Consider the following 24,601-nt stretch of genomic DNA (forward strand, 5'->3'; position numbering starts at 1 on the left):
TACGTAATTATTTCCGCGGGGTCGAATTACCAGCGCGCAGGTCGCATTCCATTAACCAAATAAAAAAAGCGCTTGCAGCGGAGCTATTCCCGGCAAGCGCTCGCTATCTATTTAGTTAGTTGAGTTCAATGATAGTAATTGGTACGTAATGATGGTTTTTTCGCTTGTCCATTCGACTTTTTGGATAACGGCAGTTCCGCTTGAGTCAGATTGAATCGTTTTGCGGACATCGATTGGAATATCGATAGGATATAGCCGGTAACCATCCTTTGTCAGTCTAAAGATATTTTCTTGTTCACGAGTTTCGTTTCCTTTTGTAACGATCATGGTGTTGAGTTCCATAGGCATGCCCATGTGTATCTCCTCCTCTTGCCAATATACTTATCATATACTTCATTCTATCATTTTTTGGTTTTATTTTTCATCCAAGATGTTAAATCTTCAACTACTTTTCTGTTGACGGCCGGTGGGAAGTAATGTGTGAATTGGGGGAAATACCAGCTTTCCACCTTTTTGCCTTGCATTTTCAACCTTTTCTCCAACCGATATGCGTGTTCAATGGCAACATTATCATCCTTTTCACCATGAATGATCAGAACCGGTACATCCAAATCTTCAATTGCAAACAATGGCGTACGGTATTCATATTGATCAGGGCATTTTTTAGGTGTGCCGCCGATTACCCGTTTCATCATCCGACGCATATCGACCCGCTCGACATATGTTAAAAACATATCCGATACACCTCCCCATGTGACGATCGACGCTGCATTCTTACAGTATATCCCCGTCCAAAGCGCCATGATGCCGCCACGGGAAAATCCAAGGATATGAATGTGATCCTTGTTCACTCGGGGGTGCTGTTCAAGAAGATTGAACCCTGATATCGCATCGAACCGATCCTCGCCTCCAAAATCCTCATCTCCCTCTCCGCCTTGATTCCCACGGTAAAAAGGGGCAAAAACGATGAATCCCTCAACGGCATACTGCACAATCCTTGCGGGCCTCACCTTTCCGACATTTTTTATCCCGCCGCGTAAATATAAGAAGGCATCATGAACTTCACCATCGACCGGTTCAGCCAGTAACCCCTTTACCTTCAAGCCTTGTGATATGTATGTAACTGAATAAAGATGGATTTGTGGATGCGGTGATGGAAACCGCCGTTTCGAAATAATTGTTCCGTTTTCCAATTTCCACTCTCCTTTCTCCTTAATCTTATTGTAAAACATCCGCTTGTTTTTATCCCCTGAAGGGCATTCACATTTTTTTCTTCCGTTCATACGATAAAGTAGGCAAAATACCTATTTATCAAGGAGGAAGGAATTTTGAAAAAATGGTGTAAAGCAGGTGTCGTATTCTTACTTCTGTGCTTGCTGGTTATCCCGCTCGGAGCATGCGGCAACAAGAACAAGGAAACAACAAAGGTCAGGGTGGCCGAAGTAACCCGCTCCCTTTTCTATACACCGCAATATGTAGCGATTGAAAAGGGATTTTTTAAAGAGGAGGGCCTAAGCATCGATTTGAAAACGACGGCAGGCGGCGACAAGACGATGGCCACACTCATTTCCAATGGAGCTGATATTGCTCTTGTTGGCTCTGAAACATCAATCTATGTTCAAGCGCAAGGTTCTAAGGACCCCGTCATCAACTTCGCTCAATTAACACAGACCGATGGAACATTTCTTGTTTCACGTGAAAAAATTGACAACTTCAATTGGGATATGCTGAAAAACTCAACATTCCTAGGCCAACGAAAAGGCGGTATGCCGCAGATGGCCGGCGAGTTCGTATTGAAAAAACATAACATAGACCCGCATAAAGATTTGAACCTCATACAGAATATTGATTTTGCGAATGTCGCAACTGCCTTCGCTTCCGGAACCGGGGATTTTGTTCAATTGTTCGAACCAACGGCCAGTGTATTTGAAAAAGAAGGAAAAGGCCATATCGTAGCTTCTTTCGGCACCGAGTCCGGGCATCTTCCCTATACGGTGTATATGGCTAAAGAAAGCTATTTGAAAGAGGACAAAGAGACCGTCGAGAAATTCACAAAAGCATTGAAAAAAGCACAGGATTGGGTTCAGGAAAATGACGCTGCCGAAATTGCCGAAGTCATTCAGCCGTATTTTGAAGATACCAATATCGATACGATGGAAACAGTTATCAACCGTTACAAAGAACAAGAATCCTTTGCCACCGACCCTATTCTTGATGAAGAAGAATGGAACAACCTGCAAAACATCATGGATGAAGCCGGCGAGCTGCCTTCACGAATAAGCCATGATGAACTGGTCAATACCGAATTTGCTGAAAAAGTCACAAAATAGCTTAGCTAAGGTAAGGAGGATGTCAGATGAGCTTTTTAAAAATCCAAGACATTCACCATACTTATTTTTCAAATCAGACGGCAGCGACCGCACTCGCGGACATTTCCCTCGACATTGAAAAAGGTGAATTCGTCTCTTTTCTAGGTCCGAGCGGCTGCGGAAAGACCACTCTGCTTTCCATCATCGCCGGGTTATTTCCGCCCACTTCTGGAAAGATCCTGCTAGAAAACAAACCGCTGAATGCTGACAGTGACCTTTCAATCGGCTATATGCTGCAGCAGGATTATCTTTTTCCATGGAAGACGATAGAAGAAAATGTTTTATTAGGATTGAAACTGATTAATAAGGATGAAGGCCTTGAGAGAATAAAAACGCTAAAACTTTTAAATGACGTTGGATTGGGAGGCACCGGAAAATTATATCCGCGCGAACTCTCAGGAGGAATGAGGCAAAGGGCTGCATTGGCACGGACACTAGCGGTCGACCCCAAAATCCTTTTGCTTGATGAACCATTCTCGGCTCTTGATTACCAAACGAAGTTGAAGCTGGAAGACCTTATTTTTGAAACCCTGAAATCCTTCGGAAAGACAGCCGTGCTCGTCACCCATGATATCGGTGAGGCCATTGCAATGAGCGACCGCATTCATTTGTTTTCCGCGAACCCGGGAAGCTTGCACAAAACATTCGAGGTGCCCGATGAACTGCGCGAGCTGACGCCTTTCCATGCACGCAACCATCCACAGTATCCGATGCTATTCCAAACGATTTGGAAGGAGCTTGAGAGCCTTGAATATTGAACAACTTCATAACCAATATAAAACCTCTTTAAAAAAGGAAAACAGGCTCATTCGTTTTTATCAGATCCTGATTTTCATTGTTTTTTTCAGCAGTTGGGAGCTTTTTTCACGGATGGAATGGATCGACCCGCTCATCTTCAGCTCCCCATCTAAAGTGTGGCATCTTTTCATACAGAAATTGGGCGATGGAACACTGCTTTCGCATTCGGGCGTGACGCTATTCGAGACCGTCTTAGGCTTTATCATCGGGACACTGCTTGGAACGGTCCTGGCATCCCTGCTATGGTGGTCACCAAGATTATCAAAGACACTTGACCCGTATCTCGTCATTTTAAATGCCATGCCGAAAGTGGCACTCGGGCCCATCATCATCGTAGCATTCGGCCCTGGCTTTCCATCCATCATATCGATGGGGGCGATCATCTCCATCATCATCACCACCATCGTCGTCTACACCGCATTCCGAGAAGTTGATCCGAACTATCTGAAGGTGTTGCAAACATTCGGTGCCACAAGGGCTCAGTCCTTCCGGGAAGCCATATTACCCGCCTCTTTCCCAACCATCATCTCGACATTGAAAGTGAATGTCGGCCTGTCCTGGGTCGGCGTAATCGTCGGAGAATTCCTTGTCTCGGCAAAAGGACTAGGCTATCTAATCATTTATGGCTTTCAAGTCTTCAACTTCACCCTCGTCATGCTTGCCTTGATGATCATCGCCGTCTTTGCTACCATCATGTATCAACTTGTCGAACTGCTCGAGCGAAAACTAATCAAAGACTAACCTAACTGCCGATAACCCTCGGCAGTTTCATTTTATTGTGCCAAATTGTTAGCGTTACTCGCATTTTGCTATCTACAGCTTACTATCATCCAGCCTTGATATGCTCAACGGCACGATTTTATCTTTCATGATGAAACTAAACTCATCGCCAAGTACCTCAGGCAATATATCCAAGAAAATCGGACCGTCGGTTTCCAGGTAATCTTCTTTCTTTTCCACCTCATGTAAATTAGCAAAGTATATCGATTTAATGATTGGTTTTATTGGATCATGTACTTTATATTGTCCCAAAAATCGCAGTTGCCCAACCAATCCCCCCGTTTCTTCATACACTTCCCTTATAGCTGCTTCTTCAATCGACTCTCCTGCTTCTCGCTTACCTCCCGGGAACTCCAATCCCCGCTCTCTGTGTTTAGTCAATACCCACCTTCCCTTATACCTGCTGAGTACAAAAACATGCCAAGACTCCCCAAAAACAGGATCCTCGGAGAATTCCACCATATATCCGTTCTTATCAAAAAACCGGTTCATTTTTCCCCTTCTCTCCATATAAGAAATAATCATTAAAATTATTGGACTCATTACTCATTATATGGATAAAAAAACCTACTATCTAGCAAGAATCTTCATCACATCGAAAAAACGATGGCCCCTCAATACTCGAGGCCATCGTCTGTTGGTTTTGCCTGTAAAATCCCCATACTTTCTATATGCTGTCTTCCTTCTTCAGTACCAAGTTGATAAATCATTTCGTAAATTTTTTGGAGCGTGATATCTTGTTTATCATTTTCGCGGTCAAAATGATATTGAAGGTATGGGACATGTGCCCGGTAAAAGTTTTCTTCCCCTATTGAATAATTATAATCAAATAGCTCACGTAACTGGAGGACTTCGTTATCGGTGGCCTCGATCTCGAAATTCCACGGAGAACTTTCTCTATCTTGTGTTATCTGCCCATTCGGAAGCCAAATGTAATACTTTTTCCTTTTTTCAGACACATTCATCCACCCTTTCCAAATATCCTACGCTTATTTTTTCACGTAATTCCCCACTTCATACAATGGAAAATTTTGTTTAAGGTATAACAAAGTTGTTAAATAATAGATTAAAGTATCTTTCAAAGGGTAAAACATATAATAAGCCCAAGCATCCTTCAAATTTTTATATGCACCCAGAGGTTTTTTTGATAACCTACATATAAAGAGATAACGGATTTCTAAGAAATGTGAGGTGAAAGTTTTGAAGTTAATTGAAGAATTATACAATATGTACCGTAATAAGTTGACTGGTGATGAAGAAGATATTGATATGCTTACTTTTGCGGTTCTGGAACAACTGGACCGTAAGGAAATTTTCGAATTGCTTCAAGAGATGGATGATCAAGAACTAACCAATCTAATGGGCCTTTACATTATTGAAACATTAAAAGGGAAGTTCGCACAAAGTAGCATGAACGACACGAAACCTACACATTTTCCGCCTAGGAATATTCATTAATACATACTTTGTCAGGTGTCCCTCCTTTGATGGATGCCTTTTTTATTGTCTTAATTTTCTTCGTCCATAAAAAAAAGCCCTACCGTAGCAGAGCTTTTCCCTAAACCTTAATGTCCTAAATACGCACGTAGCATCCAAGCATGTTTGTTTAAGCTTTTCTTCATGCCTGTCAGCATATCAGCTGTAACCGGATCTTCTTCTTCAGCCACTTCAATGATTTCTAAGAATTCTTCAGATAGCTTCTCGAAGTCGTTGATGACGCTTTGAACCATATCTTCAGTATTTTCGTTACCTGTTGCTTCTTCAATCGTAGTTAATTCCAAGTACTCTTTAAGGGTAGCAACCGGTTTTTCACCAATGGCCAATAGTCGTTCGGCCAATTCGTCATAATTGGATGTCACCTCTACATATAACTCTTCCAATTTTTGGTGAAGTTCAAAGAAGTGCGGTCCATTCACGAACCAGTGGTAATTATGAATTTTCGTATAAAGAACACTGAAGTTTGCAATTTCCTTATTCACTAAAGTTCCTAATTTTTTCTGAGCCATAAATATCTACCTCCGTAAGTTGGTTATACCTTTATGATTCCCTCTCTTCAAAAATTGAAACATTTTCTGATCCTGTTCTTATGCTAAAATGAAACTAAAATGGAACCGATAGGAGCTGTAAAGTATGGTTACGGTTTTAGTTATCTCCATCATCGTGATTCTGATTGTATTGGCATTATCCGTTCTAACGATCGGAAAAGGTTACAGCTACAAGCATACAGTGGATCCTATTGATCCATTGCCTGAAGATGACGCAAAAAATGAAGAGCCCAAAAAATGAAAAAAGTTCCTGTCAATTTAATGACAGGAACTTTTTCATTTTTTATTAACCGAAAACTTTATGAAGATCTTCTTTATCTTGTGAAAGCCAGAAATTCATTAATTTCTTTGCTCCTTCAAGATCATGTAATTTTGCTTGCCCGCATTGTTTTTCATTTGCTGCAGGAATTTCTGTAATTGTAACGGAATCCTTGAAAGTATCTTCAAGAACATCGATTATTTCCGTTACAGTCGGCTCACCGCTGACCACAAGGTAATAACCTGTTTGACATCCCATAGGCGAAATATCGATAATATCAAAATGATCATATCGTTCAGAATGCTTACGGATATTGAATGCTAGCAAATGTTCCAATGTGTGGATCGTATCAGGCTTCATCGCTTGTTTATTCGGCTGGCAAAAACGGATATCAAATTTATTAACAACACCATCTGTTCCTACCTTATGGACACCGCAATGTCTAACATATGGGGCTTTTACAGCGTTATGATCTAATTCAAAGCTTTCAACTGAAGGCATTTAATTCACTCCTTAATAGTATGTCATTTCCATTTTACCTTGAATAACAATATATTTCATCCTTTAATTCTTATTATTCAGCTCGGATTTCCAATATGTTTACCTTTTTGGAAATTTAGAAAATATGCTATAATTGAAGGTAGCGAATTTAATCGAAAAGGGATGAACACATTTTGAAAAAAATATTAATGGGAATCATCCGTTTTTACCAAGTTGCCATTTCTCCATTAAAACCACCCACCTGCCGTTTTTACCCGACTTGTTCCCATTATGGTTTAGAAGCGATAAATCGGTTCGGTCCATTAAAAGGAAGCTGGTTAGCCATCGTCCGGATTCTTAAATGTCATCCGTTTCATCCAGGAGGCATTGACCTTGTTCCAGAAAAAAAGAAAAAAGGTGAAAATCATTAGAAAAAACCTTGCTTTCTTGTGTAATCTTTTGTATTATACAGAAGTCAAATCGTAATCATTTCGTTTTTAACATATAAAACTCAAATCGTAATCAATACGAATTATCTAATAAGGAGAGTTATTCATGAAAAAAAGAGTATTACTCTCCCTTTTTCTAGTTACAGCGCTTTTTCTTTCAGGCTGTGGCAATTCAAAGGGAGAAACTAACCATACTGATAAAAACATTTTAAACGTCTACACGACGGTTTACCCTTTACAATACTTCACTGAAGCTATTGGCGGTGAGTACGTTAACGTCGAAACGGTATATCCTCCCGGAACGGATGAACACTCGTTTGATCCCTCTCAAAAGGATATTGTAAAAATGGCTGAGTCAGACCTATTTTTCTATATTGGTTATCATCTTGAAGGCTTCGTAACCAAAGCTGAACCGATTTTAAGCAAAGAGGGCGTCACCACAGTCGCTGTAGGCGAAACGGTTCATCTAGATGAAGATGAGCACGCACATGAAGACGAACATGCACATGAAGAAGACGGTCATGATCATGGTGGCGTAAATCCCCATTTGTGGTTGGATCCCATCTATTCCATTGAAATGGCTAAAAGTATCAAGGAAGAATTAACGAAAAAAATGCCTGAACAGGAAGAGTATTTCAACAGCCGATTCAACGAACTTTCCGAAAAGCTGAAGGCACTCGATAAAAAATTCGCGACGACAATCGAATCTGGCCGTACCAATAAGATCATCGTTTCGCATTCTGCTTATGGTTATTGGGAGGAACGATATGGACTTGAACAGATTGGTGTCACAGGACTAACGTCTTCAAACGAGCCTTCTCAAAAGGAACTGGAAAAAATCGTTACCATGGCTGATAAAGAAAACTTGAACTATGTCATCTTTGAGCAGAATATCAGTTCAAAATTAACAGAGATCATTCAAAAGGAAATGGGAGCAAAATCACTTAAGCTCCATAACCTTTCCGTATTGACGGATAAAGACATTGAAGCCGGTGAAGATTACTTCAGTTTAATGGAAAAAAATATCAAGACACTGCAAACTGCATTGAAATAGACGAGAAAGAAGCGGATCCCTTTGGATCCGCTTCTTTTTTTTGTACCTCGGCACTATAAAGAGTTCTTTTTCGTTTTGTCAGCTTTCAGCAAAAATACCTGCCCCTATTTGAGTTGGAGTTTCGGATCTTGACAAAGCAAATTGATTACTGATAGCCTCCTGTTTTTAAGCAACCTATGATAAGCTTTAATACAATTTATGAAATAATCAAATTTAAGCTTATAGAGGGGAGAATATGAAAAAGATCATAAATGGAAGTTTAACGCTTCTACTCCTATCGATGCTAGTTGCTTGCACGGATGAAAAAGATGATTTCGCTAGAATTCATCCGAATCTTTTGCCTAGTGAGGGTCATAAGTATTCGCTCCAAGCCGTTGGTAAAGAAATTACATTTGATTTACTAGAAGAGAGTAATATAACCAATGTGGGCCCAATTACAAATGAAGCATCTTACAAGTCATTGAATGAGCAATATCCAAAACTTGAATTAAAGAAAGAACCTGCATTCATCGTGTTCGATGTAAATGGTTTGGTTTTAAAAACATATGATTATGAAGAAATGATTGATTTTTTAAAAAATCAAGACGAGTAATTCTATCGGGAACGATAAAGAAGAAGGGAACCCCTTTCAATGGGATTCCCTTACGTTAGTTATTCTTTTAAATACTTCTCGCGAATTTTCTCCATTTTCCTCATCAATTCCGTTCCAATCGTAGCCTCGAATTCCGGATAGATGACCGTCATCTCATCCATCCATTCTTTCTTTTCTTCATCTGACAATGTATAAATGTCGATGTTAGATTTTTGCCTGATTTCCCGAAGCTGCTCCTGATTCAATTCATTTGATTTGATCCATAGCCATTTGGTTGTATCGTCCATTGCCCGTTTGATTTCCTGCTGAATATCCAGCGGAAGCTTGTCCCAAAACGGCTTGTTTATCATGACGACATAACCTAAATACCCGTGATCACTGATCGTTAAATATTTTTGCACCTCATATAATTTCTTGGAATAAATATTCGAGATCGTATTTTCCTGGCTGTCCGTCTTATTGATTTCAAGGCTTTTAAACGTATCATTAAATTCCAGCTCCGATGTGGTTGCCCCAAAATGCGTGAATTGGCTTTCCAGGACTGCACTTGGCATGATTCTAAAATTCTTTCCTGCAAAATCACTTGGATGCCGTATCGGTTTATTACTTGTAATCTGCTTGTAGTTATTCGACCAGAATGCAAGACCTTCGATATCCATGGTATTTAAATGCGTAAGCAGCTCTTCCCCCACTTCTCCATTCAAAGCTTCCTGCAAGGCAGCGTCGGTTGGAAAAACGTAAGGAAGGTCCAAAAGCATCCATTTTTTTGATATGTTCGTAATTTTGGATGTAGTTGGAGCAATCATCTGTACCTTGTTTTCGTGTAACGCATCGATTTCTTCATGATCACTATATAAGGATTGATTAGGGTAGACTTCAATTTTGACACGATGATCTGTATATTCATCCACAAGTTTGGCGAATCGGTTCGCAGCCAGCCCTTTAGGTGTATTTTCGGCGACGACATGACTGAACTTAATTACGATCTGATCCTCCATCCCCACCTGCTCCTCATCCTTCGGCAAATTGAAACCGAAGCTGGTAAAGAATGATTGAAATGATATATAGACGGCTATCAAAAGCCCCATGCCAATTAAAATGAAGTACCCCCATAATGCACGCATATCGACAACTCCTTACCGCTCACTTCATATTATTTCTATTCTATCACAGCCATTTTACTGTCGTAATACAATGCGCGAAAAATAGCGAAAAGAGATAGAAATTCTGTTACTATAAAGTATAGAAGTAATGGAGGAAAAATAATGGATAAATCCTTTCATATGCCCATTCAATTCAAAATCACCCTGCTATCATTCGTAATCGTCGCTTTTTCGATACTTATAGGCGGGATTTTTATATTTGGAAATATCGTTTCAGTCAGGGAAGACGAAATCGGCAAACGCTCCATGATCACTGCCCACACCATTGCCGAGCTCCCCGAAGTTCAAAAATTTGTTCGCGAGCCCGAAGGATGGAAGCAACTGAACCCGATGATTGAAAACTTAAGGAAATTCCATCAAGCAGATTATATAGTTGTGCTCAACAATCAGCATATACGCTATTCACATCCAGTGTTCAGTCAATTGGGGACCCCATCGAACAGCAACGACGAAAGCGCTGCTTTTGCTGAACACGAGTACATTTCAAAGGCGGCTGGCGAACTAGGCATTTCCATACGTGCCTTTGTCCCGATCCTTGATCAGGAAAACGAGCAAATCGGCGTTGTTTTGGTTGGGAATATCTTGCCGACAATCCCGGAATTAATCAAGGATTTGAGAGGCGAAATCGCGATTATCCTTTTTCTTACACTTCTATTCGGTGTATGTGGTTCATGGCTGATGGCCAGACAGATAAAAAAAGAAACCTTCCAACTTGAACCACATGAAATTTCACGGATGTTAGTCGAAAGGACCGCTGCCTTCAATGCCATGCATGAAGGGGTCATTGCCATAGATAATAATCAGACCATCACGATTTTCAATGAAAAGGCTAAGCAAATATTCAAAATTAACGGTGCGGTGATAGGCAAGAATATCAATGATATTATACATGATACCCGTCTCCCGGAAGTGCTCGACCGGACATCTCCCATCTTCAATCAGGAAATCTCGGTTCAAAACAGGAATATTGTAAGCAACCGGGTACCGATAAAGATTGCGGATAAAACAATCGGTGCCGTGGCCATTTTCCAGGATCGCACAGATGTGACGAAGCTTGCTGAAGAGTTGACCAGTGTTAAAGCATTCGTTGAAGCACTGCGTGTTCAAAATCATGAGCATATGAACAAACTTCATACGATAGCAGGATTGATCCAGCTGGGGAATCTTGACGAAGCACTGCATTACATTTTTCAAATCACGGAAGAGCAAGAGGAATTGACCAGGTTTTTAACGAAGCATATTCACGATGATAATATTGTGGGGCTTATATTAAGCAAGATCTCTTTGGGACGGGAACTCGGAATCGAACTCATAATGGATAAGCACATGAAATTGGACCACTTTCCAGCTGATATGGATCATCACGATTTTGTTTTGATAATCGGAAACTTGATCGAAAATTCTTTCGCCGCGCTAAAACATTGCGAAGAGGACATAAAGCAGGTATATCTATCCATCTACCAGGATGAACGACATTGTCAAATCGTACTCGAGGATAACGGACCCGGTATTCCCGAGGACATTCATGAAGATATATTCGAATATGGTTTTACAACAAAAGGTGCGGAAGGATCAGGAATTGGCCTTTATTTAATAAATCAAATTGTAAAAAAAGCGAACGGAGAAATGAAATTCACGACACGGCATAACGAAGGGACAAGCTTTTTTCTTTCCTTTCCCATGCATGATATAGAGGAGATCCAAAATGACTAATGAAATTCGTGTACTTTTAATTGAAGACGACCCAATGGTCCAAGAGGTTAACAAACAATTCATCGAGCGCCTGCCTTCTTTTAAAGTCGTTGATACAGCTTCCAATGGACTTGAGGGTCTGGAAAAAATCAGGCAGTCTAAACCCGATCTTGTCATTTTGGACATCTTCATGCCTGCTTTAAACGGGGTCGATACACTCTATCAAATAAGAAAAGAACAAATGGATGTGGATGTCATCATCATTTCGGCAGCCAATGACCAGAAAACGATTCGAAAAATGATACAGAACGGGGCTTTTGACTATTTAATCAAGCCATTTAAGTTTGAAAGGCTAAAGCATACGCTTGAACAATATTTTGCTTTTCGGATGGAGGTTGAACCGGACCATCAAATCTCTCAAAATCAACTCGACCGAATTCTCTTTCAAAATAAAACACCTTCTGAAACCGGTCCAAAATACGATGTTCCTAAAGGACTGAATGGTGCGACGCTTGAGCAAGTGACGAAATTCATAAAAACGATGCCTGGAGCCTTATCCGCAGAAGAGGTGGCCGATGGAATTGGAATTGCCAGAGTTACAGCCCGGCGCTATCTTGAATACTTACACGACGAAGAAGTCCTTCAGCTTGACGTCCAATATGGAAGCATTGGCCGTCCGGTCAATAGGTACCGGCTAAAAAAGCAGTAAAGCACATGGGGACCATAAAAGCGGTTCCCTTTTAGTTTTTCAATTAAGCACCCGTCTTTCGATTATATTGGCCCCATTTTCTCTTCAAAAGAAACAGTTCACACTCCTCCAATGCCGTCACTTCTTTAATGACATAGTCGGGCATACCCCTTCTTAATAGAATTTCTGCGATAAGGTACGGTTTTTTCATATACTCTCCCTCCCTTTTACTTAGTTTCTATACTTTTATCTCATTATACAAAATAATCCATAATAGAAAAAATAGACAAAGCCCCATTTTCCAGAAAAATATGCATCATCGAGCCATTTAAATGAGTTAAATGACATTTTATAAAAGCATTATAGGGCCAATGTAAAATATTTGTTAGTATCCTATTAAAATCATTAACTAAAAGGGTGGGTTATCCGACTATAAAGTACGAAATGGGTGAAGTAATATATACCGCAGATTGAAAAGCATGCAGCAGATAAAGCTGTCAGAGGAATATCATTTAATTTAAAAAGAGGTGGGATATCCACCTCTTTTTTGTTTTCATTTGTAAAGTTTACTATATGTAGTCAGATCTTTTAACCGCTTTTCATTGACGGCAAAACCGATTCCGGCTTTTTGGGGAACCTGGATCAAGCCATTTTCGACAATGACTTCCGGATCGATTATATCCCCTTCCCAATAGCGAGATGAGGATGATATATCCCCGGGAATCGTGAACCCTTTTAAAGTGGCAAGAGCGATATTATGGGCACGTGATATGCCAAATTCAATCATCCCCCCGCACCAAACGGGCACGCCATTTTCCACACATAGATCATGGACTTTGACCGCTTCCGTCCAGCCGCCGACTTTTGCCATCTTAATATTGATCACCCCACAGCTCCTGAGAGACATCGCACTTTTGGCATCATGATAGGAATTGATGCTTTCATCTAGGCAAATGGGTGTCTGCAATTGTTTTTGCAAAATGGAATGTTCAACAATGTCGTCATGACCTAGCGGCTGCTCAATCATCATCAACTTAAACACATCAAGCTTCTGCAGATGTGGGATGTCATCAAGAGTGTACGCTGAATTGGCATCTGCCATTAGTGGGATATCGGGATAGGCCCGACGTATTTCCGCTAAAAACTCCAGATCATTTTGCGGATTGATTTTTATTTTATAACGCTGATAACCGGATCCGGAAAAATCATCGATTTGGCGCATCGCATCTTCTATATCATTGGATGCAACCACTACACCAGCAGCCACTTCACTTCGTTCGCCGCCAAACAGACGTCCGAGATAGACATCCTTCTGCTTCGCATATAGATCAAGAATTGCCTGTTCTAGAGCCGACTTCGCCATTGCATTCCGTCTGATTCCGCTCCATAAGCCCGGCAGCTCATCAGGATGTCCAAACTGACTGGCCAATGTCAACGGTATTAAGAAATCCTCCAACATATGAAAGCAGGTTTTGATCGTTTCCTCGGTATACCAAGGACTTGAAAAAGGAACGGCTTCTCCGTATCCAATCAATCCATCCTTATCCTTGGCCTCGACAATTATCACTTCCCGTTCACTTACCGTTTCGAGATGCGTCTTAAATGGCCGCTTCAAAGGGGCCTTAATGACCTTTAGGGAAATGGAGGATAACTTCATTGCCAGTCCCCCATTCTCTTCTTCAGTTCCCTTCTCAGCAGCTTGCTTGCACCATTCCGGGGAAGTTCCTCGCAAAAAATCACGTTCCTGGGGATTTTATAGGGTGCCAAGAATTCTCTGCAATACTCCAGCAGGTCTTTCTCTTTTTGCTCCGCTCCTTGATGCAAGACGACAAAAGCAAGTGGTACCTGTCCCCATTTTTCATCTTCAGTCCCCGTCACTCCCGCTTCGAAAACATCAGGATGCTTACTAAGGACACTTTCAATCTCAGCCGGATAGACATTTTCTCCTCCGGATATGATCAGATCCGAGCGTCGGTCAAGCACATATAAAAAGCCTTCCTCATCCAGATAACCAAGATCCCCGGTATAAAGCCATCCATCTGCAATCGCCTGCTGCGTAGCGTCCAAACGATTGAAATACCCTTTTGTCACATTCGGACCCGAAACCACGATTTCACCCGCTGCTCCGGATTCACAAATATTGCCGTCAAGCTCTATCCGTAACTGTGAAGGGAACAATGGTTTTCCCGCTGATCCGATTTTTGTCATGCTATACTCCGGTGCCAGTGTCACAATCTGTGAAGACGTTTCGGTCATCCCATACGTCTGATAAACGGGAATCCCTTTCTCCTTACAAACTTCAAGTAAATGAATGGGAGCTGGGCCTCCGCCTAACAGCATACAGCGAAAGGCATTGGGATAGCTTGTCTCCTTCAAATCACGCAACAGCCTGTTAAGCATCGCCGTCACGACCGAGATGATCGTCACGCCATTTTCCTGTATGCTCCGGTTTGCTTCCCTTTCATCAAATCTCTCTGCCAAAACGACCTTCATGCCATAAATCACATTTTTCATCAGGATGGATAGTCCACTAATATGAAAGATTGGAACCGCACAATACCAAGAATCATCCTCATGCAATCCAAGGTTCAAAACCGACCCGACGGCACTCCACCAATGGTTGCCGAATGTTTGGATCACACCTTTTGGATTTCCTGTCGTACCCGATGTATACATGATCGTAGCCGTATCATCAAGATAAAACTCCTGCAAAATCTCTGCCTTTCCTCCCTCCGGCAATTCTTCCATTAAAAGAAGGTGTAAATCCGGAAGTATATCGGCAACATCGGAGAGTTTGTCGGAGAAGGAACCTTCCGAAACCAAATAGCCCGTATCACTGTCCTCAATCTGCCAGGACAGCTCTTTTGCCGTTAATTTATTATTCAGCATCACAATTTTCACACCGAGATAAAATAGTGCATGAATCACGACGACACCATCAATATTGTTACGGAGTAAAACCGCGCATGAATCGCCAGCCTTCAGACCTTTAATCGCTAGCTTTCCAGCCATCTTCTCTGTTAATGTATGCAGTTCAAGAAAGCTATACGTACGACCTTCAAACTCGATTGCCGGACGATCCGGTGAAAGATGCGCCCGATTTTTCAGCCAGTTAGGCAACTTTTCTTCTGCCATGGTTGCTTACCCTCCTATATTTAGATATAGAAAACAGCCCGGCGATTATCCGCCAAGCTGCAGTCTCATCGATTCACGCGTTCCATTAAGGGAAACGAGGGAATTGCCCAAAGTCCGGATTGCGTTTTTCCTTGAATGCATCGCGGCCTTCTTTTGCTTCTTCTGTTGTATAGTATAAAAGTGTAGCGTCGCCAGCCAATTGTTGAAGACCTGCAAGGCCATCCGTGTCAGCATTCATTGCCGCTTTCAAGAAACGAAGTGCCGTTGGGCTCTTCTCAAGCATTTCTTCACACCATTTAACTGTTTCCGCTTCTAATTGGTCTAATGGTACAACCGTGTTGACCAATCCCATATCCAACGCTTCCTGAGCATTGTACTGACGGCATAGGTACCAGATTTCCCGTGCCTTCTTATGGCCCACGATACGCGCTAAGTAGCCAGAACCATATCCTGCATCAAAGCTTCCTACATTCGGTCCAGTTTGTCCGAAAATTGCATTGTCAGCAGCAATCGTCAAGTCACATACCACATTCAGGACATTACCGCCACCAATTGCATAGCCTGCAACCATAGCTACGACAGGTTTTGGAATCACGCGAATCAAACGTTGCAAATCAAGAACGTTAAGACGTGGAATATTATCTTCACCAACATATCCGCCATTTCCGCGTACTTTTTGGTCTCCGCCTGAACAGAATGCTTTGCCGCCTACACCCGTTAAAATAATGACACCGATGCTTGAATCATCACGCGCCCTCGCGAATGCATCAATCATTTCGGCAGTCGTTTTTGGCGTGAATGCATTATGTACATGTGGTCGGTTGATGGACACTTTCGCGATCCCATTATATTTTTCATATAAAATTTCATCATACTCACGTATAGTTTCCCATTGAATCGTCATCTAAATTCCTCCTTGATTTCGTTTTAAAAACTCACTTATTATTTTACCAAACTTTTCTCCATCTTCCACATGAATCGCATGCCCGGCATCACTTATTATTTTCCATTCAGCCCGCTTCAGCTTTTTAATCATCAAATCCGCAATTTCACAAAACTTTGGGTCGAGTTCACCTGTTATAAGGAGCACAGGAAAATCAAGCGTATCGAGTTCATCCCAGTAAGAAGCTTGACTGCCAGTCCCCATACCAAGAAGGCTATTGGAAAGACCAGTAGGGACATTGGCTAACCGCTGCTCCCGTATGGACAACCTTGTTTTGGATGATAGCCTTTTTTGGCTTTCAAACAGCGGGATGTTTTCCCATTGATCAACAAATGCTTCCATGCCCTTTTCAAGAATCCTTTCGGCAAGCTTCCTATCATTTTGCCTTCGGATTTCCCGTTCCTCTTCTGTTAAAAGACCGGGTGAAGCGCTTTCCAAAATCAATGTATCGACAAACTCAGGATACAAACAGGCAAAACCCAATGCAAGCCTTCCCCCCATGGAGTATCCAAGGATATGGGTTTTCGGGAAATGCAGCTTCTCCAAAATATACTTGAGATCTTCCGCCACACGTTCCATCTCATACCGATGAAAATCCGCTGGTGCCGCAGACATGCCATGGCCAATAATATCGACCATGATCATGGTATATCTCTCATGCAAAAACGGAATGAGGAATTTCCACGTATCCCGATTTCCCGTAAATCCATGTAAAAGTACAAGCGGTTCTCCATTTCCCGTTATTTCAACAGCATAAGTGACATCCCCGCAGACAATATTCATGATATTTCCCTATCTAACACCATTCTTATTTCCTGGGAAACAAAACTCCACAAATTTCGATGCATCTGGACATTGGATTCTCTTTCTGTTGGTACTTCGATTATTTTCAAACCTTGGATTTCAAACGACTCTATAAATACCTTCTTTAACTCATCCCAATTATGCACTTTGTTGTATTTACCGCCATAAAGCTGGGCAGTATGGGAAAAATCAAGTCCATGAGGCGTGCCGAATAGCGTTTCGAAATGTTCTCTCTCATTCGCCTGCGGCAAGAAGGAGAATATGCCGCCTCCATCATTATTAATAAGCAATATCGTGATATCTTGCTTTTGAAGTTTTGCCGCAAGCAAGCCATTCATATCATGGAAAAAGCTTAAATCCCCGATTGCCAGCACTGTATTTTTCGATACCGTACTAACCCCAAGTGCAGAGGAAACGACACCATCAATGCCATTCGCCCCACGATTTCCAAAGGTTTTAATTCCTTTTCCATTATTTAAAAAGAATGTATCCAAATCACGTATCGGCATACTATTACCGACAAATAATGTGGATTCCATTGGCATCATATCCTGTAACAGGGAGAACAGTTTGCCTTCACTTAACTCCTCTTCATCTCGAATGGAGGCTAAGGCATTCTTTGTAGCTCCGTTGACTGTTTGCCATAATCCAAGCCATTCATCATCAACGGCATCCGTAATTTTTTCACCAACACGTTGACAGAAATCTTTCTCTTCACAGTAAATCATGTTCGTTGCCAAGCCGGCTGGTTCGCGCCACCCCGCTCCGCCATCGACGACCAAGGTGATGGCCTGTTTTTGTTTTTTCATGAATAACAATAACGGTTTAGAAACAGGCATTGCCCCGAAACGCAAGATCACGACTGGCTTGAAAGCTGCCTTCGCGGCTTCATCGCGCAGAAACGTATCGTATGTATCAATAATGACGGCTTTGTCGTGACTCCCGCTTCTTAGCTGGGAAAGAGGGTCAGCCAGTAACGGAAAACCAAGTTTAGCCGCTAATGCGACGATGGCTTCCTTCATCTCTGGTTGCGGTAATTCCCCACACACTATGATGCCTTGCTTCGCTTGTGACAATGTAGCTGTCACAGCTTCTAGTTGTGATGCGGACAGTGAACGCTCCCCACTGTCGATCAACACGGCAGGTGCCAATTTATTTTCCCTATATTCCTTTGCTTCCTCCAGATTCGGAATCAGTGGTTCACGAAGCGGAAAATTTAAATGTACAGGTCCAGCAGGTTCAGTGGCCGCAGTAGCTACTGCCCTTGCACCGATCGTTCTTGCATACCGCATCATCTCATCTGTACTTTCAGGAAGTGCCATTTCGACAAACCATTTAACTTGCCTCCCGTACAGATGAATCTGATCGATTGCCTGTGGGGCACCGACATCACGCAACTCATGCGGACGATCGGCAGTAAGTACAATAAGTGGCACCCTTGAATAGAAAGCTTCAATGACGGCTGGATAAAAGTTCGCAGCCGCTGTACCGGACGTACAAAGAAGTCCGACAGGTTCTTTTAAGGCCTTGGCGAGACCAAGGGCAAAAAAAGCGGCCGATCGCTCATCCACATTAATATGAACTTTGATATCAGGATGTTCCACAAGCAACAAAGCGAGAGGTGTAGATCGTGAACCTGGACTCACGACCACATGTTTCATCTCATTTTGTGCCAGCTCATCGACAAATGAAGCAGCATACGCTGTCAATGCATCTCGGTCATTCATTAAGGTTTCCTCCTAAAGCACTTAACATCGGATTGAATTTAATTCCCGTTTCCCGGAATTCACTTTCGGGAGTTGAATCCTCCACTACACCGCATCCCGCAAAGAGCGATGCCTCATTATTCTGTATTAGAGCAGAACGTATCCCTACAGCAAATTCTCCGTTCCCATACGTATCCACCCAGCCTAAAGGACCCGCATAAAAGCCGCGTTCAAGACCTTCCATTTCCCGAATTCGGACAACAGCCTTTTCTTTTGGAAGCCCGCCCATAGCCGGTGTTGGATGGAGATTTTCCACGAATTGAAAAATAGTGACACCTGCTTTAGATAGACCATGTACCGGTGTATACAAATGCTGGATATGGCGGTTTTTCATAAGTTCCGGTTCGGCTGGAACCATTACCTTTTCACATACCGCATCGAAGGCCTTTGATATCATCGACACGACATATTGGTGCTCTTGCAAATTCTTTTGGTCATGAAGCAATTCTTCACCAAGACTAACATCTTCTTGCTCATCTTTCCCTCGTCCCATCGATCCAGCAAGACAGGTTGAAAAAACTTCATTTCCCTTTTTCTTAATTAAACGTTCAGGAGTGGCACCGACAAAACAATCACCGCCCGCCTCCAAACTGAAAATATAGCTTAATGGCTGTTCAGCAATCAATTGCTCAAGCACCTTCCCAGAATCAATGGAACGCTCGAACTCAAGCCGTAGCTCCCTTGCCAAAACGATCTTGTCGAGATCTGTCGCCTTGATTTCCTCTACGGCCTCTGCGACCGTCCGCTTCCATCCCTCAGGGTCGACCTCCCTCTGCTTAAGCAGGGAATTGGAACCCAATCCAGTGCCATCCAAGCTTTCAAAAAGGAAAGCTTCCCGTTCATTTATCATATCTATGAAGAGTTTTTCTGAATCATCAGGTGAACAAAGTAAGTTTGTCGTTAAGTAAGCTTGTTTCCCCACTATTGAAAGCATGAAGGCAGGTATATAAAACAGGTTATCCCCAAATTGATTCCAAAGGAGCGTACTGTTAGATTCATAATCAAAAGAAAAGCCCCCAAAAAGTAAAGGACCGGTCGCTTCTACATCGGTCACTCCTGTTTTGACAGCAGTATTCTGCAGTTTGATCCAGCTCTTTTCGACTTCTCTATAACGATCGGCATTTGGTGCCGCTTTGATTTTCTTAACATTGCCTAAACCAGTGATGGTTATTTCCTTTGCAGGGTCCTCCCAGAAAAAGCGTTCACCCGCATACCGTTCTCTTCCAGCTTGATAAAATGAAAGGGGGTTCGTGCAATTAACTTTCTTAATATGACTGAATAGAACTTGATCATTCAAGTCCTTCGCCTTTTGTATAGCTGAAGCCAGTCCCTGAAACTGTTCAGTTTCTTCTGAGATAGCCAAAAAAATCCCCCCAAATGTACATTTTAAAAGCTTTTTTACCTATTTAAAGATACACCTCCCTTCAACCCAATGTCAATAAAACGCCCCTTTACCGAACGATTCATTCCTGCTTTTTTCCTTATTATATGAATCTTAGCGAATGAAGAGAAATATCCTTGATTTTGGAAGTGAATCAACCGGGAAATCCAATTGACACCATTCCCGACTTTTCCTACACTTATTAGGATAACCTTTTGTGCAACATTTCAATATTTGTTATACTTTTGAGACAACCAATAATGATTTTGAGGAGAGAAATAATGCAAACAGAATACGACGAACTTCCCCTTAAACGGACCTGGAAGATTTGGTGGGAGTTAATTCGTCCACATACACTAACCGCTGCTTTTGTCCCGGTCTTACTTGGAACTGTGATTGCGCTTTTGGAAGATGGCGTTAATTGGCTGCTGTTCGCTGCCATGATGGTTGCAAGTATCCTGATTCAGGCTGCAACTAACTTATTCAATGAATACTACGATTTCAAAAGAGGCTTGGATACGAAGGAATCTGTCGGAATTGGTGGCGGAATCGTCCGCCATGGGATGACCCCTAAGCTCATCATGACCTTAGCTCTTGGCATGTACGCCATCGCACTGATACTTGGAATCTATATCTGTGCTGCATCATCTTGGTGGCTTGCTGCAGTAGGACTTGTCTGCATGCTTGTCGGTTATCTTTATACAGGAGGCCCCCTGCCCATCTCATATACACCTTTCGGGGAACTTTTTTCAGGATTGTTCATGGGCTTTTTGATCATTTTGATCGCCTTTTTCATTCAAACCGGTTATGTTTCTTCGACTGCTATCTTAATTGCCATACCAAGTGGAATATTAGTCGGGCTGATCAACCTATCCAATAACCTCCGTGACCATGATGGAGATAAGGCACATGGCCGCAAAACGATGCCAGTCGTGATGGGCAGGAAAAACGCCCTTACATTCATGGCTATCATGTTTGCTTTCTCTTACCTATGGCTTGTTGGGTTAGTCCTTACTGGAAGTGTAACAGCGTGGGTTCTACTTGCCTTCCTAAGCATTCCAAAAGCCATGGCAGCAATCAAAGGCTTCGTCGGTAAAACACAGCCGATCACGATGGTACCAGCAATGAAAGCCACGGCCCAAACAAACACCTTCTTTGGCTTACTTATGGCCATAGGATTATTCATCAGCTATCTTATATAATCTTCAAGGACTGAGCTCATTCCGCTCGGTCCTTTTTCAATCCTCCATTTGTTTTCCTTTACGAAGATTCGGGTAATAGATAATAATACCATCTTACCAATATTTAATGTGATAACGACTATAAGGAGTGAAATGGATATGGCAACAATACAGCAAACGCAAATGTTAAAAAATGAACTGCTTAAAGAAAAAGATGAACTCGGAAATAGAATACAAAATGATGAACAATCGGTTCTGAATAAAAGCCAGACGGAATCCGTAGGGGAATTATCATCCTATGATAATCATCCGGCTGACCTTGGAACTGAATTATTCGAGATGGAACGGAATCAAGCACTGGATGAGCATGCACAAATTGAAATGGATAAAATCGAAGAAGCATTGAATGCTATAGAAGAAGGTTCATATGGACATTGTAAAACCTGCCATACAGAAATCCCTTTTGAAAGACTTGAAGCAATTCCAAGCACTCTCTACTGTGTCGAGCATGCACCAGAACGAACGACTGTACAAGATCGTCCAGTTGAAGAGGACATACTGATCCCATCCAAGGGAGATCATTTTGAAGATCGTCATGGAAAAGAATTGGTGGATAAAGAAGATAGCTTTGGTGAAGTTGCCAAATTCGGTACATCCGAAACGCCATCTGATTACACAGGCGATCATGACCATTATAATGATCTTTATAAAACCGAAGATGAAACGAATGGATTTCCTGAAGACTATGAAGGATTTACCGCAAATGATATCGAAGGAAAAAATAGAATGGACATCCAGAACAAAAAGCAAAAGGAATATGAAGATGCACTGACAGAAGAACATATAGATTCCCAGCTTGGAGACATTCCCTATAGACAAAAAGATAGTTATATCAAGGAAAGGAAATGAAAAAAAGAAGCATACATTTATGTATGCTTCCTTTTTTGTTATGACCCGTACGGGATTCGAACCCGTGTTACCGCCGTGAAAGGGCGGTGTCTTAACCGCTTGACCAACGGGCCAAATGGCGGAGAAGGAGGGATTTGAACCCTCGCGCCGCTCGCGCGACCTACACCCTTAGCAGGGGCGCCTCTTCAGCCTCTTGAGTACTTCCCCATGGCTCCGCAGGTAGGACTCGAACCTACGACCGTTCGGTTAACAGCCGAATGCTCTACCACTGAGCTACTGCGGAACAATATGAATATGGTGGGCCTAAATGGACTCGAACCATCGACCTCACGCTTATCAGGCGTGCGCTCTAACCAGCTGAGCTATAGGCCCATATTTGGAGCGGGTGAAGGGAATCGAACCCTCATCATCAGCTTGGAAGGCTGAGGTTTTACCACTAAACTACACCCGCGAAATGGGGCGACTGATGGGAATCGAACCCACGAATGCCTGAACCACAATCAGGTGCGTTAACCACTTCGCCACAACCGCCGTAATATGAAAGATATGGTGGCTCAGGACGGAATCGAACCGCCGACACAAGGATTTTCAGTCCTTTGCTCTACCGACTGAGCTACTGAGCCACATTTGTATTAAATTTTAAAAATGGCGGTCCCGACGGGAATCGAACCCGCGATCTCCTGCGTGACAGGCAGGCATGTTAACCGCTACACCACGGGACCTAATAATTGCGGGGACAGGATTTGAACCTGCGACCTTCGGGTTATGAGCCCGACGAGCTACCGGACTGCTCCACCCCGCGACGGTAATAATGAAACGATTTGCATCAAGTTTTCGTGTATATCGTTTTTTCGCTTCCTCTATGTAAGGTTGTTTAAAAACAACTTGCTGCTTTTTGAAAAAATGGAGGAGGTAGAGGGATTCGAACCCCCGCGGGATTTGACTCCCCTGTCGGTTTTCAAGACCGATCCCTTCAGCCGAACTTGGGTATACCTCCACGGCTTTAAAAAATGAATATGGTGGACCTTGTAGGACTCGAACCTACGACCGGACGGTTATGAGCCGTCTGCTCTAACCAGCTGAGCTAAAGGTCCTTATATTTATTGGTAGCGGCGGAGGGGATCGAACCCCCGACCTCACGGGTATGAACCGTACGCTCTAGCCAGCTGAGCTACACCGCCAATATAATATAAGTATCTGATTGAAAAATGGTGGAGCCTAGCGGGATCGAACCGCTGACCTCCTGCGTGCAAGGCAGGCGCTCTCCCAGCTGAGCTAAGGCCCCATTCATTAAAAATCACGTGGTCGGGAAGACAGGATTCGAACCTGCGACCCCTTGGTCCCAAACCAAGTGCTCTACCAAGCTGAGCTACTTCCCGCAAAAAAACATGGTGCGCCCGGCGGGAGTCGAACCTACAACCTTCTGATTCGTAGTCAGATGCTCTATCCAATTGAGCTACGGGCGCACATTATAATGGTGCCGAGGACCGGAATCGAACCGGTACGGTAGTCACCTACCGCAGGATTTTAAGTCCTGTGCGTCTGCCAGTTCCGCCACCCCGGCACATACGAAAAGTGGAGCGGAAGACGGGATTCGAACCCGCGACCCCAACCTTGGCAAGGTTGTATTCTACCACTGAACTACTTCCGCATGTAAGATGCGGGTGAAGGGACTTGAACCCCCACGCCTTGCGGCGCCAGATCCTAAGTCTGGTGCGTCTGCCAATTCCGCCACACCCGCATATGAAATGGTGAGCCATGAAGGATTCGAACCTTCGACCCTCTGATTAAAAGTCAGATGCTCTACCAACTGAGCTAATGGCTCGTGCTTGTACTACCTAAAAGATGGTGCCGGCAAGAGGACTTGAACCCCCAACCTACTGATTACAAGTCAGTTGCTCTACCAGTTGAGCTACACCGGCAGGTGTAAAATGGTGGAGGATGACGGGATCGAACCGCCGACCCTCTGCTTGTAAGGCAGATGCTCTCCCAGCTGAGCTAATCCTCCATATATAAATGCTTGGCGACGTCCTACTCTCACAGGGGGAAACCCCCAACTACCATCGGCGCTGAAGAGCTTAACTGCCGTGTTCGGAATGGGAACGGGTGTGAC

26 protein-coding genes, 21 tRNA genes and 1 rRNA gene are annotated in these 24,601 nt (G+C 42.9%); 12 read left to right on the forward strand and 36 right to left on the reverse strand.

The window, feature by feature from the left end:
* Window positions 1-111 precede the first annotated feature (111 nt).
* Both ACQKMH_RS22270 and ACQKMH_RS22275 read right to left on the reverse strand, forming a co-directional pair.
* A complete protein-coding gene (locus ACQKMH_RS22270; RefSeq protein WP_427589572.1) occupies window positions 112-354 on the reverse strand; it encodes a DUF2584 domain-containing protein in 243 nt (80 codons plus the stop codon).
* Window positions 355-401: 47 nt separating this feature from the next.
* Complete coding sequence (locus ACQKMH_RS22275) at window positions 402-1,232, reverse strand: alpha/beta hydrolase family protein (RefSeq protein WP_427589573.1); 831 nt, start codon at window positions 1,230-1,232, stop codon at window positions 402-404.
* A gap of 96 nt (window positions 1,233-1,328) precedes the next feature.
* On the opposite strand from ACQKMH_RS22275, the gene ACQKMH_RS22280 reads away from it, so the two are divergent.
* The 3 genes from ACQKMH_RS22280 to ACQKMH_RS22290 are packed head-to-tail and all read left to right on the forward strand — an operon-like array spanning window position 1,329 to window position 3,908.
* Window positions 1,329-2,330, forward strand: coding sequence for an ABC transporter substrate-binding protein (locus ACQKMH_RS22280; RefSeq protein ID WP_427589574.1), 1,002 nt, complete (start codon window positions 1,329-1,331; stop codon window positions 2,328-2,330).
* Between the two features lie 26 nt (window positions 2,331-2,356).
* Window positions 2,357-3,127, forward strand: coding sequence for an ABC transporter ATP-binding protein (locus tag ACQKMH_RS22285; RefSeq protein WP_427589575.1), 771 nt, complete (start codon window positions 2,357-2,359; stop codon window positions 3,125-3,127).
* Window positions 3,117-3,908, forward strand: coding sequence for an ABC transporter permease (locus tag ACQKMH_RS22290; RefSeq protein WP_427589576.1), 792 nt, complete (start codon window positions 3,117-3,119; stop codon window positions 3,906-3,908). Before ACQKMH_RS22285 ends, ACQKMH_RS22290 begins: the two co-directional genes overlap by 11 nt.
* Before the next feature lie 72 nt (window positions 3,909-3,980).
* On the opposite strand, the gene ytkD is transcribed toward ACQKMH_RS22290, so the two are convergent.
* Both ytkD and ACQKMH_RS22300 read right to left on the reverse strand, forming a co-directional pair.
* Entirely contained in the window at window positions 3,981-4,439 is a 459-nt protein-coding gene (gene ytkD, locus ACQKMH_RS22295; protein ID WP_427589577.1) for an RNA deprotection pyrophosphohydrolase, read from the reverse strand.
* A 122-nt stretch (window positions 4,440-4,561) separates the two neighbouring features.
* Entirely contained in the window at window positions 4,562-4,912 is a 351-nt protein-coding gene (locus tag ACQKMH_RS22300) for a hydrolase (protein WP_230158763.1), read from the reverse strand.
* A gap of 226 nt (window positions 4,913-5,138) precedes the next feature.
* Between ACQKMH_RS22300 and ACQKMH_RS22305 the strand changes: the two genes are divergently transcribed.
* Window positions 5,139-5,405: a DUF6154 family protein gene (locus ACQKMH_RS22305; protein WP_377356534.1), complete on the forward strand. Its 267-nt coding sequence runs from the start codon at window positions 5,139-5,141 to the stop codon at window positions 5,403-5,405.
* A gap of 107 nt (window positions 5,406-5,512) precedes the next feature.
* On the opposite strand, the gene ACQKMH_RS22310 is transcribed toward ACQKMH_RS22305, so the two are convergent.
* Complete coding sequence (locus tag ACQKMH_RS22310; protein WP_427589578.1) at window positions 5,513-5,953, reverse strand: Dps family protein; 441 nt, start codon at window positions 5,951-5,953, stop codon at window positions 5,513-5,515.
* 124 nt (window positions 5,954-6,077) lie between these two features.
* On the opposite strand from ACQKMH_RS22310, the gene ytzI reads away from it, so the two are divergent.
* Window positions 6,078-6,233, forward strand: coding sequence for a YtzI protein (ytzI, locus tag ACQKMH_RS22315; RefSeq protein WP_427589579.1), 156 nt, complete (start codon window positions 6,078-6,080; stop codon window positions 6,231-6,233).
* Window positions 6,234-6,278: 45 nt separating this feature from the next.
* Here ytzI and ACQKMH_RS22320 read toward each other — a convergent pair whose 3' ends face one another.
* On the reverse strand, window positions 6,279-6,752 hold the full coding sequence (locus ACQKMH_RS22320; protein WP_427589580.1) for an S-ribosylhomocysteine lyase: 474 nt from the start codon (window positions 6,750-6,752) through the stop codon (window positions 6,279-6,281).
* A 188-nt stretch (window positions 6,753-6,940) separates the two neighbouring features.
* Here ACQKMH_RS22320 and yidD point away from each other — a divergent pair, with 188 nt between their 5' ends.
* The 3 genes from yidD (at window position 6,941) to ACQKMH_RS22335 (ending at window position 8,826) form a co-directional block, all read left to right on the forward strand.
* Window positions 6,941-7,162, forward strand: a complete 222-nt coding sequence (gene yidD, locus ACQKMH_RS22325) for a membrane protein insertion efficiency factor YidD (protein WP_427589606.1) — start codon at window positions 6,941-6,943, stop codon at window positions 7,160-7,162.
* A gap of 124 nt (window positions 7,163-7,286) precedes the next feature.
* Window positions 7,287-8,234, forward strand: a complete 948-nt coding sequence (locus ACQKMH_RS22330) for a metal ABC transporter solute-binding protein, Zn/Mn family (protein WP_427589581.1) — start codon at window positions 7,287-7,289, stop codon at window positions 8,232-8,234.
* 235 nt (window positions 8,235-8,469) lie between these two features.
* Window positions 8,470-8,826: a hypothetical protein gene (locus tag ACQKMH_RS22335; protein ID WP_427589582.1), complete on the forward strand. Its 357-nt coding sequence runs from the start codon at window positions 8,470-8,472 to the stop codon at window positions 8,824-8,826.
* Between the two features lie 59 nt (window positions 8,827-8,885).
* On the opposite strand, the gene ACQKMH_RS22340 is transcribed toward ACQKMH_RS22335, so the two are convergent.
* Window positions 8,886-9,950 (reverse strand): DctP family TRAP transporter solute-binding subunit, encoded by a 1,065-nt coding sequence (locus tag ACQKMH_RS22340; protein WP_427589583.1) that lies wholly within the window; start codon window positions 9,948-9,950, stop codon window positions 8,886-8,888.
* Between the two features lie 141 nt (window positions 9,951-10,091).
* Between ACQKMH_RS22340 and ACQKMH_RS22345 the strand changes: the two genes are divergently transcribed.
* Both ACQKMH_RS22345 and ACQKMH_RS22350 read left to right on the forward strand, forming a co-directional pair.
* Complete coding sequence (locus ACQKMH_RS22345) at window positions 10,092-11,702, forward strand: ATP-binding protein (RefSeq protein WP_427589584.1); 1,611 nt, start codon at window positions 10,092-10,094, stop codon at window positions 11,700-11,702.
* On the forward strand, window positions 11,695-12,390 hold the full coding sequence (locus ACQKMH_RS22350; RefSeq protein WP_427589585.1) for a response regulator: 696 nt from the start codon (window positions 11,695-11,697) through the stop codon (window positions 12,388-12,390). Before ACQKMH_RS22345 ends, ACQKMH_RS22350 begins: the two co-directional genes overlap by 8 nt.
* Window positions 12,391-12,433: 43 nt before the next feature.
* Here ACQKMH_RS22350 and ACQKMH_RS22355 read toward each other — a convergent pair whose 3' ends face one another.
* From ACQKMH_RS22355 to ACQKMH_RS22385, 7 genes are all read right to left on the reverse strand, one after another.
* Window positions 12,434-12,580: a hypothetical protein gene (locus ACQKMH_RS22355; RefSeq protein WP_427589586.1), complete on the reverse strand. Its 147-nt coding sequence runs from the start codon at window positions 12,578-12,580 to the stop codon at window positions 12,434-12,436.
* A gap of 342 nt (window positions 12,581-12,922) precedes the next feature.
* Window positions 12,923-14,026 carry an o-succinylbenzoate synthase gene (menC, locus tag ACQKMH_RS22360; protein WP_427589587.1) on the reverse strand — a complete coding sequence of 368 codons (1,104 nt, stop codon included), beginning with the start codon at window positions 14,024-14,026 and terminating at the stop codon, window positions 12,923-12,925.
* On the reverse strand, window positions 14,023-15,504 hold the full coding sequence (locus tag ACQKMH_RS22365) for an o-succinylbenzoate--CoA ligase (protein ID WP_427589588.1): 1,482 nt from the start codon (window positions 15,502-15,504) through the stop codon (window positions 14,023-14,025). Before ACQKMH_RS22365 ends, menC begins: the two co-directional genes overlap by 4 nt.
* 85 nt (window positions 15,505-15,589) lie before the next feature.
* Window positions 15,590-16,408 (reverse strand): 1,4-dihydroxy-2-naphthoyl-CoA synthase, encoded by an 819-nt coding sequence (gene menB, locus ACQKMH_RS22370; protein WP_230158751.1) that lies wholly within the window; start codon window positions 16,406-16,408, stop codon window positions 15,590-15,592.
* On the reverse strand, window positions 16,409-17,230 hold the full coding sequence (menH, locus tag ACQKMH_RS22375; protein WP_427589589.1) for a 2-succinyl-6-hydroxy-2,4-cyclohexadiene-1-carboxylate synthase: 822 nt from the start codon (window positions 17,228-17,230) through the stop codon (window positions 16,409-16,411).
* Entirely contained in the window at window positions 17,227-18,978 is a 1,752-nt protein-coding gene (gene menD / locus ACQKMH_RS22380) for a 2-succinyl-5-enolpyruvyl-6-hydroxy-3-cyclohexene-1-carboxylic-acid synthase (RefSeq protein WP_427589590.1), read from the reverse strand. Before menD ends, menH begins: the two co-directional genes overlap by 4 nt.
* Window positions 18,971-20,380, reverse strand: a complete 1,410-nt coding sequence (locus tag ACQKMH_RS22385) for an isochorismate synthase (RefSeq protein ID WP_427589591.1) — start codon at window positions 20,378-20,380, stop codon at window positions 18,971-18,973. The genes menD and ACQKMH_RS22385 overlap by 8 nt, the downstream gene beginning before the upstream one ends.
* A gap of 299 nt (window positions 20,381-20,679) precedes the next feature.
* Here ACQKMH_RS22385 and ACQKMH_RS22390 point away from each other — a divergent pair, with 299 nt between their 5' ends.
* Window positions 20,680-21,600: a 1,4-dihydroxy-2-naphthoate polyprenyltransferase gene (locus ACQKMH_RS22390; RefSeq protein ID WP_427589592.1), complete on the forward strand. Its 921-nt coding sequence runs from the start codon at window positions 20,680-20,682 to the stop codon at window positions 21,598-21,600.
* A gap of 138 nt (window positions 21,601-21,738) precedes the next feature.
* Window positions 21,739-22,488 (forward strand): TraR/DksA C4-type zinc finger protein, encoded by a 750-nt coding sequence (locus tag ACQKMH_RS22395; RefSeq protein WP_427589593.1) that lies wholly within the window; start codon window positions 21,739-21,741, stop codon window positions 22,486-22,488.
* A 41-nt stretch (window positions 22,489-22,529) separates the two neighbouring features.
* Here the strand turns inward: ACQKMH_RS22395 and ACQKMH_RS22400 are convergent.
* The 22 genes from ACQKMH_RS22400 to rrf form a co-directional block, all read right to left on the reverse strand.
* Window positions 22,530-22,601, reverse strand: a tRNA-Glu gene (locus ACQKMH_RS22400).
* Window positions 22,602-22,604: 3 nt separating this feature from the next.
* A tRNA-Ser gene (locus ACQKMH_RS22405) sits at window positions 22,605-22,695 on the reverse strand.
* Window position 22,696: 1 nt separating this feature from the next.
* Window positions 22,697-22,771 (reverse strand) — tRNA-Asn (locus ACQKMH_RS22410).
* Window positions 22,772-22,783: 12 nt separating this feature from the next.
* A tRNA-Ile gene (locus ACQKMH_RS22415) sits at window positions 22,784-22,860 on the reverse strand.
* Window positions 22,861-22,865: 5 nt separating this feature from the next.
* Window positions 22,866-22,939 (reverse strand) — tRNA-Gly (locus tag ACQKMH_RS22420).
* A gap of 4 nt (window positions 22,940-22,943) precedes the next feature.
* A tRNA-His gene (locus ACQKMH_RS22425) sits at window positions 22,944-23,019 on the reverse strand.
* 16 nt (window positions 23,020-23,035) lie between these two features.
* Window positions 23,036-23,111: transfer RNA gene (locus tag ACQKMH_RS22430), tRNA-Phe, on the reverse strand.
* A 23-nt stretch (window positions 23,112-23,134) separates the two neighbouring features.
* Window positions 23,135-23,210: transfer RNA gene (locus ACQKMH_RS22435), tRNA-Asp, on the reverse strand.
* Window positions 23,211-23,216: 6 nt separating this feature from the next.
* Window positions 23,217-23,290, reverse strand: a tRNA-Met gene (locus tag ACQKMH_RS22440).
* 102 nt (window positions 23,291-23,392) lie between these two features.
* Window positions 23,393-23,485, reverse strand: a tRNA-Ser gene (locus tag ACQKMH_RS22445).
* A 20-nt stretch (window positions 23,486-23,505) separates the two neighbouring features.
* Window positions 23,506-23,582 (reverse strand) — tRNA-Ile (locus ACQKMH_RS22450).
* A gap of 10 nt (window positions 23,583-23,592) precedes the next feature.
* A tRNA-Met gene (locus ACQKMH_RS22455) sits at window positions 23,593-23,669 on the reverse strand.
* Window positions 23,670-23,697: 28 nt separating this feature from the next.
* A tRNA-Ala gene (locus ACQKMH_RS22460) sits at window positions 23,698-23,773 on the reverse strand.
* Window positions 23,774-23,790: 17 nt separating this feature from the next.
* A tRNA-Pro gene (locus tag ACQKMH_RS22465) sits at window positions 23,791-23,867 on the reverse strand.
* A 10-nt stretch (window positions 23,868-23,877) separates the two neighbouring features.
* Window positions 23,878-23,954, reverse strand: a tRNA-Arg gene (locus tag ACQKMH_RS22470).
* 9 nt (window positions 23,955-23,963) lie between these two features.
* Window positions 23,964-24,052: transfer RNA gene (locus ACQKMH_RS22475), tRNA-Leu, on the reverse strand.
* 12 nt (window positions 24,053-24,064) lie between these two features.
* A tRNA-Gly gene (locus tag ACQKMH_RS22480) sits at window positions 24,065-24,139 on the reverse strand.
* Window positions 24,140-24,147: 8 nt separating this feature from the next.
* Window positions 24,148-24,229, reverse strand: a tRNA-Leu gene (locus tag ACQKMH_RS22485).
* 8 nt (window positions 24,230-24,237) lie between these two features.
* A tRNA-Lys gene (locus tag ACQKMH_RS22490) sits at window positions 24,238-24,313 on the reverse strand.
* A 21-nt stretch (window positions 24,314-24,334) separates the two neighbouring features.
* Window positions 24,335-24,410: transfer RNA gene (locus ACQKMH_RS22495), tRNA-Thr, on the reverse strand.
* A gap of 10 nt (window positions 24,411-24,420) precedes the next feature.
* Window positions 24,421-24,496, reverse strand: a tRNA-Val gene (locus ACQKMH_RS22500).
* A 10-nt stretch (window positions 24,497-24,506) separates the two neighbouring features.
* A 5S ribosomal RNA gene (gene rrf / locus ACQKMH_RS22505) occupies window positions 24,507-24,601 on the reverse strand; the annotation flags it as partial.

Source organism: Peribacillus sp. NPDC097895 (assembly GCF_050277555.1).
Classification (GTDB): domain Bacteria; phylum Bacillota; class Bacilli; order Bacillales; family DSM-1321; genus Peribacillus.

Bases quoted from the DNA above. Each gene is read 5' to 3' on its own strand.
- ACQKMH_RS22270 (WP_427589572.1), bottom strand. From the start codon at position 354: ATGGGCATGCCTATGGAACTCAACACCATGATCGTTACAAAAGGAAAC.
- ACQKMH_RS22275 (WP_427589573.1), bottom strand. From the start codon at position 1,232: ATGTTTTACAATAAGATTAAGGAGAAAGGAGAGTGGAAATTGGAAAAC.
- ACQKMH_RS22285 (WP_427589575.1), top strand. From the start codon at position 2,357: ATGAGCTTTTTAAAAATCCAAGACATTCACCATACTTATTTTTCAAAT.
- ytkD (WP_427589577.1), bottom strand. From the start codon at position 4,439: ATGAACCGGTTTTTTGATAAGAACGGATATATGGTGGAATTCTCCGAG.
- ACQKMH_RS22300 (WP_230158763.1), bottom strand. From the start codon at position 4,912: ATGAATGTGTCTGAAAAAAGGAAAAAGTATTACATTTGGCTTCCGAAT.
- ACQKMH_RS22310 (WP_427589578.1), bottom strand. From the start codon at position 5,953: ATGGCTCAGAAAAAATTAGGAACTTTAGTGAATAAGGAAATTGCAAAC.
- ytzI (WP_427589579.1), top strand. From the start codon at position 6,078: ATGGTTACGGTTTTAGTTATCTCCATCATCGTGATTCTGATTGTATTG.
- ACQKMH_RS22320 (WP_427589580.1), bottom strand. From the start codon at position 6,752: ATGCCTTCAGTTGAAAGCTTTGAATTAGATCATAACGCTGTAAAAGCC.
- yidD (WP_427589606.1), top strand. From the start codon at position 6,941: ATGGGAATCATCCGTTTTTACCAAGTTGCCATTTCTCCATTAAAACCA.
- ACQKMH_RS22330 (WP_427589581.1), top strand. From the start codon at position 7,287: ATGAAAAAAAGAGTATTACTCTCCCTTTTTCTAGTTACAGCGCTTTTT.
- ACQKMH_RS22335 (WP_427589582.1), top strand. From the start codon at position 8,470: ATGAAAAAGATCATAAATGGAAGTTTAACGCTTCTACTCCTATCGATG.
- ACQKMH_RS22340 (WP_427589583.1), bottom strand. From the start codon at position 9,950: ATGCGTGCATTATGGGGGTACTTCATTTTAATTGGCATGGGGCTTTTG.
- ACQKMH_RS22345 (WP_427589584.1), top strand. From the start codon at position 10,092: ATGGATAAATCCTTTCATATGCCCATTCAATTCAAAATCACCCTGCTA.
- ACQKMH_RS22350 (WP_427589585.1), top strand. From the start codon at position 11,695: ATGACTAATGAAATTCGTGTACTTTTAATTGAAGACGACCCAATGGTC.
- ACQKMH_RS22355 (WP_427589586.1), bottom strand. From the start codon at position 12,580: ATGAAAAAACCGTACCTTATCGCAGAAATTCTATTAAGAAGGGGTATG.
- menC (WP_427589587.1), bottom strand. From the start codon at position 14,026: ATGAAGTTATCCTCCATTTCCCTAAAGGTCATTAAGGCCCCTTTGAAG.
- ACQKMH_RS22365 (WP_427589588.1), bottom strand. From the start codon at position 15,504: ATGGCAGAAGAAAAGTTGCCTAACTGGCTGAAAAATCGGGCGCATCTT.
- menB (WP_230158751.1), bottom strand. From the start codon at position 16,408: ATGACGATTCAATGGGAAACTATACGTGAGTATGATGAAATTTTATAT.
- menH (WP_427589589.1), bottom strand. From the start codon at position 17,230: ATGAATATTGTCTGCGGGGATGTCACTTATGCTGTTGAAATAACGGGA.
- menD (WP_427589590.1), bottom strand. From the start codon at position 18,978: ATGAATGACCGAGATGCATTGACAGCGTATGCTGCTTCATTTGTCGAT.
- ACQKMH_RS22390 (WP_427589592.1), top strand. From the start codon at position 20,680: ATGCAAACAGAATACGACGAACTTCCCCTTAAACGGACCTGGAAGATT.
- ACQKMH_RS22395 (WP_427589593.1), top strand. From the start codon at position 21,739: ATGGCAACAATACAGCAAACGCAAATGTTAAAAAATGAACTGCTTAAA.